Raw genomic sequence first — 17,939 nt, 5'->3', positions numbered from 1 at the left:
GGGAGACGGCAGGTCGGCATGGGTGCCGCCGTAGCGACCGGGAGCAACGCCGGAAGGGGCAGCGGGTGGCAGCGGGGTCCGGGGAGCCCGGCCAGGTGCCCGCCGGGCAGGTGGGTCAGACGATGGCGAGCCGGTCCACCAGCAGTTCCACTCTTCGTTCGGTGTCCTCGGGCGGGAGGCGTCGCGCTCGGGTCAGGGTGGCCAGTCCGTGCAGGGCTGCCCAGAACACCTCGGTGAACAGTCCCGGGTGGACGCCCTCCCCGGCGACCTCGTCGAGGTTCTCCAGCAGGGCGGCGAAGGCGTCCTTCAGCGGCTCGGGGGTGTCCTCGTGCGCGAACGCCAGGCCGCCGTCGAGCCGGAACATGGCGTCGTACACCGCCGGGTGGCGTTCGGCGAAGTCGAGGTAGACGCGGGCCAGAGCGGTGACCCGGGTGCGGGGGCCGTCCGCGGCGGAGGTCGCGGCCCGCAGCGCCGCGGCCATCTCGGCGGCACCTTCCAGGGCGACGGCTCCGATGATCTCGCGCTTGCCGCGGAAATGGCTGTAGAGGACGGGCTGGCTGTATTCGATGCGCTCGGCGAGCCGACGGGTGGTGACCGCGTCCCAGCCCTGCTGCTCGGCGAGTTCGCGGGCCGTGGCCACGATGAGGCGCTCGCGGACCGCCCGTTCGCGCTCCTTGCGTTCCTGTACCGACATGTTTCGATCCTAGCATCGCTAGACAATCGGGCGGTGGCAGGTCTAGCGTTGCCTCATCAGCTAGCGGTGCTAGATCCATGGAGGGTCATCATGCTCGACGCACTTGAGGTGTTCACCACCGTGGTCATCGGCCTGATGGTGGGGGTGGAGTTCTCCGTCGCCTTCGTCATCAACCCGATCCTCAACGGACTCCCCGAGGAGAGCGTCGTGCTCGGCCGCGCCCGCGGGGGCCGGATGCTCGGCGCAGTGATGCCGGTCTGGTACATCACCTCCCTCGTCCTCGTCGCGGTCTGGGCCGTCGCCGGATGGCAGCACCGCGGCACCGGCCTCGTGGTCACCGCCGGCGTGCTGCTGGTCATCAGCGTGATCATGTCGCTCCTGCTGCTCGTCCCGATCAACAACCGGGGCAAGACGTGGACACCCGAGAGCCGGCCCGAGGACTGGAAGGAGCAGGTGAACCGCTGGGACCGCTTCCACTACGTCCGCGTCGCCGTCATCATCGCCGCCTTCACCCTGCTGGTCGCCGCCCTCGCCTGAGCCCGCGCCGTTGGCGCGCGACCCGCTCGTTCATCACCACCCGACACGGACTCCACGGGCGCTCTTCCCGCGCGAAGCGGCGGGACCGGGGAGAGGGCGTCCGCTCACCCTCACCCGTCCAATCTGGCGCAAGTCCCAGCCGTACTCATACGCGCCGGACAAGCGACCCCCTGCCCCGCCGGCCCTACGGTGGAGCGGAAGTCGAAGTGTCACTTACCGAAGGGCCGGGAACGACTATGACCGCCACTCACGCCTTCTGGCTCGCCGGCCGTCAGGCCCGCGGTGAGACCACGTTCGATGTGACGTCGCCCTGGGACGGCCGGTTGGTCGGCAGGGTGAGTGTGCCGACGGACGAGCAGGTCGAAGAGGCCGTGGCCGCCGCGTACGCCGTGCGGGACGAGTTCGCGGCGACGCCGGCGCATGTACGGGCCGCCGTGCTGGACCGGGTCAGCAGGTGTCTGGTCGAGCGGACCGAGGAGATCGCGCAGCTGATCTCCGCCGAGAACGGCAAGCCGATCAAGTGGGCGCGGGGCGAGGTCGGCCGGGCCGTGTCCGTGTTCCGGTTCGCGGCCGAGGAGGCCCGCCGGTTCAACGGGGGCGAGGCGCAGCGGCTCGACACCGACCTCGGCGGTCAGGGGCGACTGGCCCTCACGCGCCGTTTCCCCAAGGGCGCCGTCCTCGGCATCGCGCCCTTCAACTTCCCGCTCAACCTCTGCGCCCACAAGATCGCCCCGGCGATCGCGGCCGGTGTGCCGATCATCCTGAAGCCCGCCCCGGCCACCCCCCTCTCCGGGCTGATCATCGGAGAGCTGCTCGCCGAGGCCGAGGCCCACGCGGCGGGCGCGGCCGGTGCGGCCGGTGCGGGAGCCGGGACCGTCCTTCCCGTCGGTTCCTGGAGCATCCTCCCCGTCGCCAACGACCGCATGCCCGCCCTCGTCCAGGACGAGCGGCTGCCCGTGATCTCCTTCACCGGCTCCGAGAAGGTCGGCTACGCGATCATGGACTCGGTGCCGCGCAAGCACTGCACCCTGGAGCTCGGCGGCAACGGCGCGGCGGTCGTGCTGGCCGACTACGCGAGCGACGAGGACCTCGACTGGGCCGCGACCCGTATCGCGACCTTCTCGAACTACCAGGGCGGCCAGTCCTGCATCTCCGTGCAGCGGGTGATCGCGGACGCGTCCGTGTACGAGCGGCTGCTGCCGCGCATCGTCGCCGCGGTCGAGGCCCAGGTGACGGGTGACCCGTCCGACGGCGCCACCGACGTCGGACCGCTGGTCGACGAGAACGCCGCCAAGCGGGTCGAGGCCTGGGTGCAGGAGGCGGTCGACGCCGGGGCCGCCCTCCTCACCGGCGGCAAGCGCGACGGCGCCACGTACGCGCCGACGGTCCTGGCCGACGTGCCCGCCGACGTGACCGTCTCCTGCGAGGAGGTCTTCGGGCCCGTCCTCACCGTACGCAAGGTGGACGGGGAGGCCGAGGCCTTCGCCGCCGTCAACGACTCCAAGTACGGCCTCCAGGCGGGCGTCTTCACCCATGACCTGCAGACCGCCTTCCGCGCCCACCGCGCACTGGAGGTCGGCGGCGTGATCATCGGCGATGTGCCGTCCTACCGCGCCGACCAGATGCCGTACGGCGGCGTGAAGCAGTCCGGAGTGGGGCGTGAGGGTGTGAAGTTCGCGATGGACGACTACACCTACGAGCGGGTCATGGTCCTGACGGGGCTCCAGCTCTGACGCACGACTGAGATCACCCCGCCCCACCCCTAGCTTCTGACAATCGTTTTCAGGTAGCCTGGGGTCAGATCCCGGGATGAAGGGGCCCGGCACCGATGCCTTCCGGTGCCGGGCCCCTTCTGTGTGCCGGCCTGCTTCCGGACCCTCAACCGGAGAAGCCGACGTGCGCCAGCCGCAGTGGGCCGCGCAGCTTCAGGTGGACGTCGTGGACGCCCGCGGCCGCCACGCCGGTGCGCAGCGTGGTGTACGCGTACGGGTCGCCGGTGGGGCGGTCCAGCGTCAGCGTCGCGAGGACCGGACCGCCGATCAGGGAGAACTCGACGGTGCCCTCCCCGGACACATCCACCTCGATCCCGGTGATCCCCGCGCCGAAGTCGCAGTTCTGGAAGAGCAGTTCACCCAAGCCGCCGTCCGCCGGTGTCACCGCGTCGCCCGACACCTTGGTGCGGTCGACGATCTCCGTGGCGCGCTGTTCGTCGAAGTCCGCCGCGTCCAGGCCGTGCGTGACGACCGGGCGCGGAGCCACGGGTGTGCCCTCGACGGTGACGGTCGTACGGAGACGGATGTCCTCGCTCGACGCGCCGGCGAGGAGTTCGTACGCGCCGGGCTCCAGGTGCCAGGTGCCGTGGGCCACGTCCCAGAACTCCAGGACGGACAGCGGGAGCCGGAAGGTCAGTTCCGTCGAGGCGCCGGGAGCGAGGGTGACCCGGCGATGGCCGAGCAGCTCGCGGCGGGGGCGGGGGACCGACGGATCCGCGGCGCGGGCGTACAGCTGGGCGACCTCGTCGGCGGTCACCGCACCCGTGTTGGTGACGGTGAAGGAGACCGTCAGGGCGTCCTCGCCGAGGTGGGTGACCAGGTTTCCGTACGCGAACTCCGCGTACGACAGGCCGTGGCCGAACGGGAAGAGCGGGGTGCCTTCGAAGTAGAGATACGTCTGACGGCCGCCGATCACGTCGTAGTCGAGGAGGTCGGGCAGGTCGGAGTCGGAGGCGTACCAGGTCTGCGGGAGGCGGCCGCCGGGGGAGACGTCGCCGGCGAGGACGCGGGCCAGGGCGGTGCCCGCGGCCTGGCCGCCGTGCGCGGTCCACAGGACGGCGGGCAGGTCGGCGGGGTCCACCGCGTACGGATAGGCCGAGACCAGGACCAGCGCGGTGTTCGGGTTGGCGGCGCGGGCCGCGCGCAGCAGGCGCTCCTGGTGGGCGGGGAGCGCGAGGCCGGTGCGGTCCTCGGTCTCGCGGCCGTTGATGTGCGGGTCGTTGCCCGCGACGACGAGGACCACGTCGGCCTCGGCGGCGACCCTGGTCACGGCCTCCTCACCGGGCTGGACGACCATGAGTTCGAAGGTTTCCGGATTCTCGTCGGCAACCTTCACGCCGTCGGCGCCGACAGTGACGTACCGGCCCGTCCCTGTGTGCTTGAGGAGGTGACCGTTCGCGTGGGATCCGGAGGGCTCCAGGCGGAACGTCTCCTGGACGACCCAGCCGCCCGGCTGATCCGCCGAGGCGCGCAGGTAACCGTCGTCGGCGACCGAGAGATAGCGGCCGTCGGGGGCGCGGAAGGTGAGGACGCCCCCGCCCCAGTCGACGAGGGCCAGTTCGGTGCCCTCCGTGTCCGTGGTGAGCGGCGGAAGGTCGGTGCGGCCGGCCAGGAGCGCCGGGTCGAGGGCGCCCTGCGCACCGCGCACCTCGTCGGCGGCCTCGGCGGCCTGGGGTACGGAGACGAAGGCGCCGGTGGACAGCGTCCGCAGGCGTACGCGGTCCACGCCCTCCGCGAACGTCACGCGCTCGGCGCCGAAGCGGTCGTACAGCCCTTCGAGCGGCGTGGAGCGGTGCAGCAGGGTGCCGCTGTACCAGTCGAGTTTGCACTCGTCGGCGAGCAGCCCGACGACGGCGATCCGGGCGTCGGCCGCGAGCGGCAACAGGTCGCCCTCGTTCTTCAGCAGGACGACCGCCTGCTCGGCGGCCTCCCGGGCGAGGGTCCGGTGGGCCGGGGTGTCGAAGTCCGTGAGGCCCGCGTACGGGTCGGCGTCGGCGTCGAACTCGCCGAGGCGGAAGCGGACCGAGAGCTGACGGCGGACCGCTCGGTCGATGTCGTCCTCGGTCAGCAGGCCCTTGTCCAGGGCGCCCCGGATGCGGCCGATCATCGTCGAACTCTCCGTGCCGTGGTCGGTGAAGCTGTCGACCCCGGCGCGCAGCGAGGCGGCGGTCGCCTCCTCGTGCGTGGTGAAGTAGTGCTCGGAGTCGACGAGGTTCGACGGCGCGCCCGCGTCCGAGCAGACCAGCAGATGCTCGTCGGTCCAGCGGCGCAGGTGCGCGGCCAGATGGGGCGAGACGTGGTTGGGGCGGCCGTTGACCAGGTTGTACGCGGGCATGACGCCGGCGACCGCGCCCGCCTCGACGGTCTCGCGGAAGGCGCGCAGGTCGTACTCGTGCAGGACGCGCGGGCGGACCGAGGAGGAGGTGGTGGAGCGGTCGGTCTCGTTGTTGTGCGCCAGCCAGTGCTTGAGCACGGGGGCCGTGCGCCAGTACGTGGGGTGGTCGCCGCGCAGGCCGCGGGTGTAGGCGGTGGCGATCGCCGAGGTCAGCTTCGGGTCCTCGGAGTAGCCCTCCTCGTTCCGGCCCCAGAGCGGGTGGCGCAGCAGGTTGACGGTGGGGGACCAGACGTTGAGGCCGACGCGGTCGTCGCGGGCGCGCATCGCGCGGGTCTCGGTCGAGACGGCCTCGCCGACGCGGCGGACGAGGTCCTCGTTCCAGGTCGCGCCGAGGCCCACGGCCTGCGGGAACACCGTCGCCGGGCCCATCCAGGCCACGCCGTGCAGGGCCTCCTGGCCGGTGCGGAACGCGGCCACTCCCAGCCGGTCGACTGCGGGGGCGAACTGGTGCAGGAACGCGATCCTCTCGTCCAGGGTGAGCCGCTGGAGCAGATCGTCGATGCGCTTCGCGAGCGGCAGCTGCGGATCGCGGAAAGGCGGCGTGGGCGTCGTCTGTGCGGTCACGTTGGGGATCCCTTTGCGGTGGAGCGGCGAGGCGCTTTCGAAGCGCTTCGATGCTCATTCGACCGTGGGGTGGGTGTCAAGAGACCAAGGCGCAACAGATCCGTTTCCTCACCGTCATACAGGCCGAGATATCGAAGGTCGGAGGGGCTCGTTCCAGTCGTCCACACCTCCGAGGAATCTGGGAATCGACCCTTGTGCACCCCCGGTCGTTCACTTAACCTCGCAGCAACATCGAAGCGCTTCGACTGCGGAGGGAAACGCTTCGCGTGCTCACCTCCCTCCGCTGCTCGACGGTTCACCGCTTCAGCACAGCCAGTTCCACTCAGACACCGCAGCCGACGGCCACCGCCGGGTGTCCTGGTGTGCGCCATGAAGGGTTGACGCAATGACGCCGAACTCCGCCACCTCCGCCGCGCCCAGCCGGAGAAGCTTCCTCGCCTCCACGGCGGTCGCCGCCGCCGCAGTGGCGGGGGGTGTGCCGCTGCTGTCCGCCTGCGGCGGCTCGCAGGAAGGCCGCAAGGAGGGCACGACGTCGGGCAAGGACGCGCAGAAGATCCTTCCGACGTTCGTCGCGTCGAGCGTCGTGGCGCCCGACATCCCGGCGAAGAACGGCGCGCCCGCCGGCTTCACCACGGCGATCGCGACCGCCGACCTGAAGACCTCGGTCCCGAAGAAGCTCGGCAGCGGTGGCAAGCTCAAGGTCATGTCCCCGTTCTGGGGCACCCCGCCCAAGGGCGACAACCCGTACTACACGGCGATGAACGAGGCCGTCGGTGTCGACGTCACCTGGCAGAACCAGGACGGCGTCACCTACGACCAGAAACTCGGCGCGGTCCTCGCCTCCAGCGACATCCCGGACGTCGTGGTCGTCCCCGGCTGGAACCTGATGGGCAAGATACCGAGCGCCATCAACGCCAAGTTCGCCGACCTCGGCCCCTACCTCTCCGGCGACAAGGTCAAGGACTACCCGAACCTCGCGGCCGTCCCCAGCGAGGCCTGGCAGCGCGGCATCTTCGGCGGTCAGCTGCGCGCGATCCCGTTCCCCGCGCCGTACGTCACCGACATCGCGCCCATGTACCGCCGGGACATCTTCAAGGAGAAGGGGTACAGCGTCCCGACGAGCCCCGACGAGTTCCTGTCCTGGGCGAAGGAGGCCACCGACGCCAAGTCGAAGGTGTGGGCCTGCGACGACATGAAGTGGACGGCGTTCAACGTCTACGGCGTCTTCCCCGGCAGCGACAAGGCGCTGTGGTGGAACCTGGTGGACGGCAAGCTGGTCAACCGCGTCGAGACCGAGGAGTACCTCGAAGCGCTGGAGTGGACGCGCAAGCTCTACGCGGCCGACGTGGTCCACCCGGACGCGGTCTCCGGCAAGGCGGGCGGCGACGCCAGGAACCGGTTCACCGCCGGTCAGTCCCTGGTCTTCAACGGCAACATCTCCGCCTGGTGGGGCTCGGTCTCCGAACAGGCCACCCAGAACAGCGACTTCGACATGGCCGCGTTCGACATCTTCGGCCCCGACGGCGGCGACCCCGCCCTGTGGGCGGTCCAGCCCGCCAACATCTTCACCTTCGTCAGCAAGAAGGCGACCGAGCAGCAGATCAAGGACTTCCTCGCCCTCTGCAACTACTGCGCCGCCCCTTACGGCACCAAGGAGTTCATGCTCACCGCCTACGGCGTCGAGGGCACGGACTACGAGATGAAGAAGGGCCTGCCGGTCAAGACCACCGCCGGTGTCAACGAGGTCAACGGCGCCTACGACTACACCGGCAACCCGGCGCCGTACACCGCCTACCCCGACTTTCCCGAGGTCACCAAGGGCATGGTCGAGTGGATGCAGCGCATGGGCGCCTTCACCAAGAAGACCTCGTTCTTCGGGCTGACCGTCACCGAGCCCAACCGCTGGGCCAACCTGGCCGACAACTTCGAGCAGTTGGAGGACGACGTCGTGCGCGGGCGCAAGAAGATCAGCGACGTCCAGCAGGCGGTGTCCGACTGGAAGAGCAAGGGCGGCGACGGTCTGCGCGACTGGTACAAGAAGCTGCTCGACGACACCGGTTCGGCGAACTGACCCGGGGCCGAGGCGAGGAGAAGGCCGTGTCCCACAGCACGGTGCCCCGGTCGAGGGCCGGGGCCAAGACCCCCGAGACGACCCCGGTGGAGTCCGACGAAGCCACCGGATCCAGCGCCCGGCCCCCGTCCGGGAGCGACGGACGCGCGGGCAAGCTGGCCCTTCGCCTCAGGTTCCGGCGCGACCGCACGCTGATCCTGATGACGCTGCCGGCCGTCCTGCTGATCCTGGTCTTCAACTACATACCGATTCTCGGCAATGTGGTCGCCTTCCAGGACTACGACCCGTACCTCAGCGAGAACGGCTTCATCGCCATCTTCCAGAGCCCCTGGGTCGGCGTCGAGCAGTTCGAACGGATCTTCGCGGACTCGGCCTTCTGGCACGCGGTGCAGAACACCTTCGTGCTGTTCTTCCTCCAGCTCGTGCTGTTCTTCCCCATCCCGATCCTGCTGGCGCTGCTCATCAACAGCATCGTCAGGCCCCGGATCCGGGCGGTCGCCCAGGCGATCATGTACCTGCCGCACTTCTTCTCCTGGGTCCTCGTCGTCACCGTGTTCATGCAGATCTTCGGCGGGGCCGGCGTCATCGCGCAGACGCTCCGCAGGCACGGCTACGACGGCTTCGACCTGATGACCAACCCGGAGATCTTCAAGTACCTGGTCACGGTCGAGATGATCTGGAAGGACGCCGGCTGGGGCATCATCGTCTTCCTCGCCGCGCTCTCCTCCGTTTCGCACGACCTGTACGAGGCCGCCGCGATGGACGGCGCGGGCCGCTGGCGGCGCATGTGGCACATCACCCTGCCCGCCCTGCGCCCGGTGATCGCCCTGCTGCTGGTGCTGCGGGTCGGCGACGCCCTCACCGTCGGCTTCGAACAACTGCTTCTGCAACGGCAGGCGGTGGGTGTCGACGCCTCCGACGTCCTCGACACCTACGTGTGGTGGAACGGCATCCGCAACCAGGACTTCAGCTACGCCGCCGCGGCGGGACTCGTCAAGGGCGTGGTCGGCCTCGCGCTGGTCCTGACCGCCAACAAGGTCGCCCATCTCATGGGTGAGCAGGGGGTGTACAAGAAATGAGCGCACTCGTCGAGAAGGCGGCCCCGGTCGATGAGCGGCCGACTGTGCCGAAGCCGAGCCGCTGGGCCGCGCCGCCCCGCCCGTCCTGGGAGGAGGAACCCGCCAAGGCGGGCCTCGCGGGCAAGGGTATCGCCCTGGGCTTCGCCTGCTTCGCGATCCTCTTCCCCCTGTGGATCGTCATCGTCACCAGCCTCCAGACGAAGAAGACCATCGACGAGGCGGGCGGGCTGGTCGTCGTCCCCAAGGGCATCACCTTCATCGCCTACCAGGAACTCCTCAGCGGCGGCCAGGTCCAGACGGCCGCGCTGGTCAGCGTCGGGGTGACGGTGGTCGGCACGTTGTTCAGCATGACCGTCTCGGTCCTGTGCGCCTACGGCCTCTCCCGCGTCGGCTCGCTCGGCCACCGGTGGATCCTGATGACGCTGCTCGCCACGATGTTCTTCGGCGCGGGTCTCATCCCGACGTATCTGCTGGTCCAGGGCCTCGGACTCACCGACACCTACCTCGCGCTGATCCTCCCCAGCGCGGTGAGCGTCTTCAACATCCTGGTCCTGCGCTCGTTCTTCATGGGCATCTCGCCGGAACTCATCGACAGCGCCCGCATCGACGGCGCCGGCGACTGGCGCATCCTGTGGCAGATCGTGATGCCGCTGTCGAGGGCCGTCCTCGCGGTCATCGCCCTCTTCTACGCGGTCGGCTACTGGAGCGCCTGGTTCAACGCCTCCATCTACCTCACCGACCAGGACATGATGCCGCTGCAGAACGTCATGATCCAGCTCGTCCAGAAACAGGAACGCCCGGTCGGCCTCTCCGCCCAGATCAACACCGGCCAACTCTCCCCGCTGGCCATCCAGATGGCGGTCATGGTCATGGCCCTGCTCCCCGTCGCCGTGCTCTCCCCCTTCGTCCAGAAGCACTTCAAGAAGGGCATGCTGACCGGCGCGGTCAAGGGCTGACCGGGGCGCCTGATCACTCGGGGTGCGGGTGAGAGTGCGCGCGACCGCGGGTGGTTGGTGGTTGCTCGCGCGGTCCCCCCGCACCCCCAAAAGACTCCGGGCGCCATCCACGCCGCCAAGCGGCGCGGGGAACCGCGCGACCAGCCCCCCACTCACCCGCGGTCGCGCACGCACCCGCACCCCCGGTGCAGAGGCGCCGGATCCCCCTCCCGCACGCACAAACCAACGAGGTATGTCATGCGCACCCCCCAGCCGACCCGCCGCACCGTACTCGCCGGTACCGCAGCCGCCGCGGCCCTCACCACTCTCCCCGCACTGACAGCCCAGGCTCACGCCGCCGGGGTGCAAGGCGGCTCCACCGCCGGGGGCTACCGCTGGCGCAACGCCGTGATCGGCGGCACCGGCTTCATCACCGGCGTCCTCTTCCACCCGGCGAGACGCGGCCTCGCCTACGCCCGCACCGACATCGGCGGCGCCTACCGCTGGGACGACCGCAAGGCCCGCTGGACCCCGCTGACCGACCACCTCGGCTGGGACGACTGGAACCTCCTCGGCGTGGAGGCCATCGCTCTCGACCCCGCCCACCCGGACCGCGTCTACCTCGCCCTCGGCACCTATGCCCAGTCCTGGGCCGGCAACGGCGCCGTCCTGCGCTCCGACGACCGCGGCGCCACCTGGACCCGTACCGACCTCACCGTGAAGCTCGGCGCCAACGAGGACGGCCGGGGCGCGGGCGAGCGGCTCCTCGTCGACCCGCGCGACAGCGACACCCTGTGGCTCGGCACCAGGCACGACGGCCTGCTCAGGTCGACGGACCGGGGTGCCACCTGGGCGTCCGCGACCGGCTTCCCGGCGACCCCGAGCGGCTCCGGCCAGGGCGTCACCCTGCTCGTGGCCGCGGGCCGCACCGTGTACGCCGGCTGGGGAGACGCGGACGGCACCTCCGCGACGGCGAACCTGTACCGCACCACCGACGGCACCACCTGGGAAGCCGTCCCCGGCCGCCCGACCGGCACCGCCGCGAAGGTCCCGATCCGCGCCGCGTACGACCGGCACACCCGCGAGCTGTACGTGACGTACGCGAACGCCCCCGGCCCCAACGGCCAGTCCGACGGCAGTGTGCACAAGCTCCGCACCACCACCGGCAAGTGGACCGAGGTGACCCCGGTGAAGCCGGGCGGCACCACGACCGACGGCGGCGCCGACACCTTCGGCTACGGCGGGGTCGCCGTCGACGCACGCCGCCCGGGCACGGTGGTCGTGTCCACCAACAACCGCTGGGCCGAGATCGACACCCTGTTCCGGTCCACGGACGGCGGCCGCACCTGGACGTCCCTCAAGGACTCCGCCGTCCTGGACGTGTCCGAGACCCCCTATCTCAAGTGGGGCGCCGACAAGCCGAAGTTCGGCTGGTGGATCCAGGCGCTCGCCCTCGACCCGTACGACTCGAAGCACCTCGTCTACGGCACCGGCGCGACCCTCTACGGCACCCGGGACCTGAAGAACTGGGCCCCGCGGATCCGGGGCCTGGAGGAGACGTCGGTACGCCAGCTGATCTCGCCCCCGGTCGGGCAGGCGCACCTGATCAGCGGCAGCGGGGACATCGGCACGATGTACCACGAGCGGCTCACCGCGTCCCCCTCGCGCGGCATGGCGTCGAACCCCGTGTTCGGATCGGCGACGGGGCTCGCGCAGGCCTCGGCGAAGCCCTCGTACGTGGTCCGCACCGGCTGGGGCGACCACGGCAACGGCGCCCGCTCGGACGACGGGGGCCGGACCTGGGCGCCCTTCGCGGCCCAGCCCGACATCGCCAAGGACGCGCCGGGACCGATCGCCGTGAACGCCGACGGCAGCGCGTTGCTGTGGTCCTTCGTGCACTGGGACGGCACGAAGTACGCGGCCCACCGTTCCGCCGACCACGGCGCGACCTGGGCCGAGGTCTCCACCTTCCCGAAGGGCGCCACGCCGGTCGCCGACCCGGCCGACCCGGCGCGCTTCTACGCCTACGACACCGACACGGGAACGCTGTACGCCAGCACGGACAGCGGCCGTTCCTTCACGGCCCGGGCGACCGGACTGCCGAAGGGGGACAGTCAGTTCAAGCTGGTCGCGGCCCCCGGACGCACCGGCGACCTGTGGCTGAGCGCGAAGACGAACGGGCTGTACCGGTCCACCGACGCAGGAGTGACCTTCTCGAAGGTCGACAGCTGCTGGGCCTCGCACACCCTCGGCTTCGGCAAGGCCGCCGACGGCGCAGACTACCCGGCGATCTACCAGGTCGGCTCGACGGAGAGCATCACCGCCGTCTACCGCTCCGACGACGGCGCGAAGACCTGGACCCGTATCAACGACGACGCCCACCAGTGGGGCTGGACCGGCGAGGTCGTCGTCGGCGATCCGCGCGTGTACGGCCGTGTGTACCTGGCCACGAACGGGCGGGGCATCCAGTACGGGGAGCCGGTCTGATGCGGCAGCAGCCGGGCCCGTCCCTGGCCGACGCCACCCGTGGCCGCATCCTTTTCGGAGGTGACTACAACCCCGAGCAGTGGCCCGAGGAGACGTGGCACGAGGACGTACGGCTGATGAAGGAGGCGGGCGTCAACTCCGTCACCCTCGGCGTCTTCTCCTGGGCGAAGCTCGAACCCCGGCCCGGGGCAAGGGAGTTCGGCTGGCTGGACCGGTTGATGGACCTGATGCACACAGGCGGCATCGGCGTCGTCCTCGCCACCCCCACCTCCTCCCCGCCGCCGTGGATGGGGCGTCTGCATCCCGAGACCCTCCCGCGCGACGAGAACGGCCAGATCGAGTGGTGGGGCTCGCGGCAGCACTTCTCGCACTCCAGCGACACCTACCGCCGTCACGCCGCAGCCATCACCGAGGATCTAGCCGCCCGCTACGGCGACCATCCGGCCCTCACGATGTGGCACATCAACAACGAGTACTGCACCTACGACTGGGGCGACGAGGCGGCGAGGACCTTCCGGGCGTGGCTCCAGCGGAAGTACGGGACGCTGGACGCGCTCAACGAGGCCTGGGGCACGGCCTTCTGGAGCCAGGGCTACGACGGCTGGCACGAGATCCTCCCGCCGCGCCGCGCCCACTACATGAGGAACCCCGCCCAGGTGCTCGACTTCAAACGCTTCACGAGCGACATGCTCCTGGAGTGCTACGTCATGGAGCGCGACATCGTCCGCCGGCACACCCCGCACCTGCCGGTCACCACCAACTTCATGCCGATGTGGGTGGGCCAGGACGCGTGGCGGTGGGCCGAGGAGGAGGACGTCGTCTCGGTCGACATCTACCCGGACCCGCGTGACCCGCTCGGCGCGCAGCACGGGGCCCTGGTCCAGGACATGACCCGCTCGCAGGCGGGCGGCGGCCCCTGGATGCTGATGGAGCAGGCGGCGGGACCCGTCAACTGGCGCGGTGTCAACCACCCCAAGCCCCGTGGACTCAACCGTCTGTGGTCCTTCCAGGCCGTCGCCCGGGGTGCGGACGCCGTCTGCTACTTCCAGTGGCGGCAGTCCCGCCAGGGCGCCGAGAAGTTCCACTCCGGCATGGTCACTCACGCGGGAGAGCAGGGTCGTACCTACCAGGAGGTGCGGCGACTCGGCCGGGAACTGGCCGCCGTCGGCCATGAGGTGACTGGTCATCATATCGACACCGACATCGCCGTGCTGTTCGACTGGAACTCCTGGTGGGCCGGCGACCAGGACGGCCGGCTGTCGTCCGAGGTCGATCTCCCCCAGGTCGTACGCTCCTGGCACCGCGCCCTCTGGGAGGAGAACCTCACCACCGCCTTCGCCCACCCCGAGCACGATCTCTCCGCCTACCGCCTCGTCGTCGTACCGCAGCTCTACCTGCTCACGGACGCGGCCGTGGACAACCTGCTCGCATACGTACGAGGCGGCGGCACCCTCGTCAGCGGCTTCCTGACCGGCGTCGCCGACGAGGACGACCGGGTACGCCCCGGCGGCATGGACGCCCGGCTCCGCGACCTCTTCGGTATCCGCACCCTGCACGAGTGGTGGCCGCTGGACGCGGGGGAGGAGGTCGAGTGCGACGGCGCCCGGGGCGTCTTCGGGGGGACGCTGTGGTCCGAGGAGATCGAGACGGCGGACGCGGACGAGGTGGTCCCCTACAAGGGCGGCGAGCTCGACGGCCTTCCGGCGGTGTTGCGGAAGGGACGCGCCTGGTACGTCTCCACGCTGCCCGAACCGGCCGAACTGCGCCGGCTGTTGGGGCGGGTCGCGGCCGACGCCGGGGTCCGGCCGGCTCTGGCCGGACTGCCCGACGGGGTCGAGGCGGTACGGCGCGGTGAGGTGCTGTTCGTGCTCAACCACGGCCGCGACGAGGTCACCGTCGACGTGCCCGGCACCCATCGCGACCTGCTGACGGGGGCGACCGTCACCGGACCGCTGTCGCTCGGCCGGCACGGCGTGGCGGTACTGAAGCCGTCACCATGACTTCCCCCGGTGCCGAAGCGTTCGCGGTGATCGGCCGAACGTTCGCCGCGATCGCCCTCGTCGCCGGAGAAGACCGCGTCCTCATCGCGAGGCCGCGGTAGCTCCCCACCGCGCACTTCCCCCCACCCATGGAAGGAACCGACACCCATGGCAACACGCACCCGCACCCTGGGCCGGATCGGCAAAGCCCTTCTCGCCCCCGCACTGGCGCTCGGCGCCACGATCGGTCTCGCCTCCGCCCCCGCCTCGGCCGCCGTCTGGAACTCGTGCGACCAGTGGGGCAACACCAGCCTGAACGGCTACACGCTCTACAACAACATCTGGGGCTCCGGAGCCGGCAGTCAGTGCATCTGGGCCAACTCCGGCACCAACTGGGGCGTCTGGGCCAACCACCCCAACACCGGCGGCATCAAGTCGTACCCCAACTCCAAGAAGGTGATCAACAAGACGATCACCTCGCTCGGCTCCCTCAACAGCAGCTACAACGTCACCGTCCCGTCCTCGGGCGCGTACAACACCTCGTACGACGTCTGGGACACGGACTACGACTACGAGATCATGCTCTGGGTCAACTACAACGGCGCCGTCGGCGCCCTCGGCACCTTCCAGCAGAGCGTGACGCTCGGCGGCCACAGCTGGAACGTCTACAAGGGCCGCGCCTACCGGTCCGACGGCACGTACTGGGACGTGTTCTCCTTCCTGCGCACCTCGGACTCCACCTCCGGCACGGTCCAGATCCTCCCCGTCCTCAAGTGGATCAAGGACACCAAGGGCTGGATGGGCAACGAGACCATCGGCGACGTGCAGTTCGGCTTCGAGGTCACCTCGTCCTCCGGTGGCCTGGACTTCACCACCAACAACCTGACGGTCAGCAGCAGTTGACGTGCGGTGAGCGGTGAGCCGTAGATAGGTCCGCGGACGAGTCCGAGCCGGTGCCGTGCCCCCACGCGGCACCGGTTCGGACACCCTCCGGGCCTCGGAAACCCTCCGGGCCTCGGGCACCCAACTAGACCTCGGTTCCGTATTCCGGCGTCAGACGGATCAGCGACACACCGGGGGTGCGCGGCACCGCCACCCGCAGTTCGCCGGTGCGGGGGTCCCAGGACGTCGGCGAGTCCGCCCGTGCGGCGGACGGGTGCAGGATCTCCATGCGGACGGGGAGGTCCGTCCCCGCCAAGTGCCGCACCGGCAGCCGTACTTCGGCCGCACCGCCTCTGCGCCACACGGACAGATACGTCGGTCCGTGTCCGTCCGGGGCCCGCAGCCCCAGGGCCAGCCACTCGTCCGTCCAGCCCGGCAGGCCGAGCGGCCAGAACGGCACGGCCCCGGCCAGGTCGCCGCGGATCGACTTGTACGTGTCCACCGCCTCGCGCACGAGGGTGAGCTGGTGTTCCGTCATGCGGTCCAAATGTCCCGACAGGTGGATACGGCCGAGGAGGGCGCCGCCGAGTGTGAAGGCGATCAGGTCGTCCTCGTACTCGGGCTGCGGGTAGGCCCAGACGGCGCCCTGTTCCGGGGGGACCGCCGTGGGCGCGGCGGCGGCGATCGGGGGGTAGCGCAGGGGGTCCTGCTGGTCGCTGGTGGACTGGAGCTGGGTCACGGCCAGGGTGGCGCCGTCCATGCGCATACCGCCGGAGGCGCAGTTCTCGACGACGAGGTGCGGGTAGCGGTCGAGGACGTCGGAGAGCCAGTCCAGGTAGGCGTGGGCGTGACCCAGGAGGCCGGCGCCGGGGGACAGGTCGTCCGGGCCGGTGGTGCCGGGGTCGATCACGATGTTGTAGTCGAGCTTGAGATAGCCCACGCCCCAGTCCCCGACGAGGCGGTCCACCGTCTTGTCGAGGTGGGCACGGGCCGCCGGGTGACGCAGGTCGAGCTGGTGACGACCCTGCTCGGTCAGCCGCACCCCGTCCCGCTGGAAGAACGCCTCCGGCGGCAGCTCCGCCGCGACCGCGCTGCGGACGCCGACGACCTCGGGCTCCAGCCAGAGCCCGGGAACCATGCCGCGCTCCCGGATCCGGTCCAGCACGGCGCGGATCCCCTCGTCGGCCGGGGCACCCACTCCTGCCTCGGCGCCGCCTCCTCCGGCCGCGCCGCTCGCCCCGGCCTCGGCACCGACCTCTGCGGCCCTCCCACCGTCCACACCCCCCGTCGGGAACCGGCGTGACGACGGCAGCCATGCGCCGACGCCGTCCCACCAGCCCCCGTCCACCGTGTCGTCGTACCAGCCGGAGTCGATGCAGAAGTACTCCGCGCCCACGTCCGCCGCCGCGTCGATCAGCGGCAGCAGCTTCGCGGTGGTCGGGTCGCCCATCAGCGTGTTCATGTAGTCGTTGAAGACGACGGGAAGCTTGTCGTGGTCGGGATGGGGACGGCGAACGGCACGGCGGTACGCGGTCAGCGCCGCCCACGCGTCATCGAGCCCCGAGCCGCCGTCTCGCGTCCCGAGCGCGAGCGCCGCCGCCACGGTCGTGAACGTGCCGCCCGGCGCGAGCCGCACCCGCCACTGGTGCTCCGCGTCCGTCGGCCCGTTCAGCGCGACATACGTGCCGTGCGCGCGTTCCCCCAGGTCCCAGCGCCAACCGGCCGGTGACTCCACCTGCCAGACCCAGGCCCGGCCCTGGCCTTCACTCCGGCCTCCGCCCCTCTCCGCGACCGCGTTCCCGTCGCGGCCCCCTCCTCGCTCCGTGAGCGCCCCCATTGCCAGATGCCCGTCACTGGGCCAGCTCCCGCGTCCGGTGAGGGCGAGCGCCGCCCGGCTGTCGTGCTGATGGGCCTCGACGCTGATGTCGGCGACCGTCGCCCGAAGCGGCTCGGCGTACCAACGGCACTCGGCGAGCCAGTCGTTGCGCGCCCGGTGCACGTCCAGGAGGTCGGGGGAGGGCAGCCCACCGAGAACCAGGCTGCTGACGGACTGCACGACGAGAGGCTCGGCCCCGTCGTTGCGCAGCCGCACCCGGGAGCGCAGGACGGCGACCCCGGCGGGGGAGGACAGCTCGACGAACGCGGTCAACCCGGTCGCGGGGTCGTGGAGTTCTACGGTCAGCCGCGCCCAGTCGCCGTCGCCGTCGCCGTCGCCGTCCCCGGCACCCACGCCCGCGCCTACGTCACCACGGTGTCCCCGGTACTGGAGCCTCGCCCCGAACGCCGTCCCCGTGAACCGTGGCCCTGACCACCCGCTTCCGTGCCCGAAGGCGGTCAACTCGACGAGCGGAAGCGCGATCTCGGGGTCCACGGTGTCACCGGAGGGACCGAGCCGGATCAGCCGCAGTGTCCCGTCCATGGCCGTCGCGAACACGCTCTCGATGGCCGGATGCCCCCAGGTGAAGGTCATGCCCGTGGGCTCGGGACCGGTCGAACCGCCTGTCGTGCCGACCGCCGGACCGCCTGACCTGGCGACTGTCGAAC

At 70.7% G+C, this 17,939-nt stretch carries 11 protein-coding genes; 8 read left to right on the top strand and 3 right to left on the bottom strand.

Annotated elements, in window-relative coordinates:
• Positions 1 to 115: 115 nt before the first annotated feature.
• Complete coding sequence (locus K1J60_RS12465; RefSeq protein ID WP_220646296.1) at positions 116 to 694, bottom strand: TetR/AcrR family transcriptional regulator; 579 nt, start codon at positions 692 to 694, stop codon at positions 116 to 118.
• Between the two features lie 90 nt (positions 695 to 784).
• On the opposite strand from K1J60_RS12465, the gene K1J60_RS12460 reads away from it, so the two are divergent.
• Together K1J60_RS12460 and K1J60_RS12455 are read left to right on the top strand one after the other, a co-directional pair.
• Positions 785 to 1,231 (top strand): DUF1772 domain-containing protein, encoded by a 447-nt coding sequence (locus tag K1J60_RS12460; RefSeq protein WP_220646295.1) that lies wholly within the window; start codon positions 785 to 787, stop codon positions 1,229 to 1,231.
• A gap of 236 nt (positions 1,232 to 1,467) precedes the next feature.
• A complete protein-coding gene (locus K1J60_RS12455) occupies positions 1,468 to 2,964 on the top strand; it encodes an aldehyde dehydrogenase family protein (RefSeq protein WP_220646294.1) in 1,497 nt (498 codons plus the stop codon).
• A 145-nt stretch (positions 2,965 to 3,109) separates the two neighbouring features.
• On the opposite strand, the gene K1J60_RS12450 is transcribed toward K1J60_RS12455, so the two are convergent.
• Positions 3,110 to 5,962 carry a glycoside hydrolase family 3 C-terminal domain-containing protein gene (locus K1J60_RS12450; protein ID WP_220646293.1) on the bottom strand — a complete coding sequence of 951 codons (2,853 nt, stop codon included), beginning with the start codon at positions 5,960 to 5,962 and terminating at the stop codon, positions 3,110 to 3,112.
• A gap of 385 nt (positions 5,963 to 6,347) precedes the next feature.
• Between K1J60_RS12450 and K1J60_RS12445 the strand changes: the two genes are divergently transcribed.
• The 6 genes from K1J60_RS12445 to K1J60_RS12420 all read left to right on the top strand — a co-directional run bounded on the left by K1J60_RS12445 (position 6,348) and on the right by K1J60_RS12420 (position 15,416).
• Entirely contained in the window at positions 6,348 to 8,033 is a 1,686-nt protein-coding gene (locus K1J60_RS12445; RefSeq protein ID WP_220646292.1) for an extracellular solute-binding protein, read from the top strand.
• A gap of 26 nt (positions 8,034 to 8,059) precedes the next feature.
• Positions 8,060 to 9,112 carry an ABC transporter permease gene (locus K1J60_RS12440; protein WP_220646291.1) on the top strand — a complete coding sequence of 351 codons (1,053 nt, stop codon included), beginning with the start codon at positions 8,060 to 8,062 and terminating at the stop codon, positions 9,110 to 9,112.
• Positions 9,109 to 10,068, top strand: coding sequence for a carbohydrate ABC transporter permease (locus tag K1J60_RS12435; protein WP_220646290.1), 960 nt, complete (start codon positions 9,109 to 9,111; stop codon positions 10,066 to 10,068). Before K1J60_RS12440 ends, K1J60_RS12435 begins: the two co-directional genes overlap by 4 nt.
• A 237-nt stretch (positions 10,069 to 10,305) precedes the next feature.
• Complete coding sequence (locus K1J60_RS12430; protein ID WP_220646289.1) at positions 10,306 to 12,534, top strand: sialidase family protein; 2,229 nt, start codon at positions 10,306 to 10,308, stop codon at positions 12,532 to 12,534.
• Positions 12,534 to 14,534, top strand: coding sequence for a beta-galactosidase (locus K1J60_RS12425; RefSeq protein WP_220646288.1), 2,001 nt, complete (start codon positions 12,534 to 12,536; stop codon positions 14,532 to 14,534). Before K1J60_RS12430 ends, K1J60_RS12425 begins: the two co-directional genes overlap by 1 nt.
• 147 nt (positions 14,535 to 14,681) lie before the next feature.
• Positions 14,682 to 15,416, top strand: coding sequence for a glycoside hydrolase family 12 protein (locus K1J60_RS12420; protein ID WP_220646287.1), 735 nt, complete (start codon positions 14,682 to 14,684; stop codon positions 15,414 to 15,416).
• A gap of 124 nt (positions 15,417 to 15,540) precedes the next feature.
• Here K1J60_RS12420 and K1J60_RS12415 read toward each other — a convergent pair whose 3' ends face one another.
• Positions 15,541 to 17,865, bottom strand: coding sequence for a glycoside hydrolase family 36 protein (locus tag K1J60_RS12415; protein WP_220646286.1), 2,325 nt, complete (start codon positions 17,863 to 17,865; stop codon positions 15,541 to 15,543).
• Positions 17,866 to 17,939: the final 74 nt, after the last annotated feature.

The organism is Streptomyces akebiae (assembly GCF_019599145.1).
Taxonomy (GTDB): domain Bacteria; phylum Actinomycetota; class Actinomycetes; order Streptomycetales; family Streptomycetaceae; genus Streptomyces; species Streptomyces akebiae.
The sequence above is the reverse complement of the archived record's forward strand: the minus strand, read 5'-3'. Positions and strand labels throughout refer to the sequence as shown.

Bases quoted from the DNA above. Each gene is read 5' to 3' on its own strand.
- K1J60_RS12465 (WP_220646296.1), bottom strand. From the start codon at position 694: ATGTCGGTACAGGAACGCAAGGAGCGCGAACGGGCGGTCCGCGAGCGC.
- K1J60_RS12460 (WP_220646295.1), top strand. From the start codon at position 785: ATGCTCGACGCACTTGAGGTGTTCACCACCGTGGTCATCGGCCTGATG.
- K1J60_RS12455 (WP_220646294.1), top strand. From the start codon at position 1,468: ATGACCGCCACTCACGCCTTCTGGCTCGCCGGCCGTCAGGCCCGCGGT.
- K1J60_RS12445 (WP_220646292.1), top strand. From the start codon at position 6,348: ATGACGCCGAACTCCGCCACCTCCGCCGCGCCCAGCCGGAGAAGCTTC.
- K1J60_RS12435 (WP_220646290.1), top strand. From the start codon at position 9,109: ATGAGCGCACTCGTCGAGAAGGCGGCCCCGGTCGATGAGCGGCCGACT.
- K1J60_RS12430 (WP_220646289.1), top strand. From the start codon at position 10,306: ATGCGCACCCCCCAGCCGACCCGCCGCACCGTACTCGCCGGTACCGCA.
- K1J60_RS12425 (WP_220646288.1), top strand. From the start codon at position 12,534: ATGCGGCAGCAGCCGGGCCCGTCCCTGGCCGACGCCACCCGTGGCCGC.
- K1J60_RS12420 (WP_220646287.1), top strand. From the start codon at position 14,682: ATGGCAACACGCACCCGCACCCTGGGCCGGATCGGCAAAGCCCTTCTC.
- K1J60_RS12415 (WP_220646286.1), bottom strand. From the start codon at position 17,865: ATGACCTTCACCTGGGGGCATCCGGCCATCGAGAGCGTGTTCGCGACG.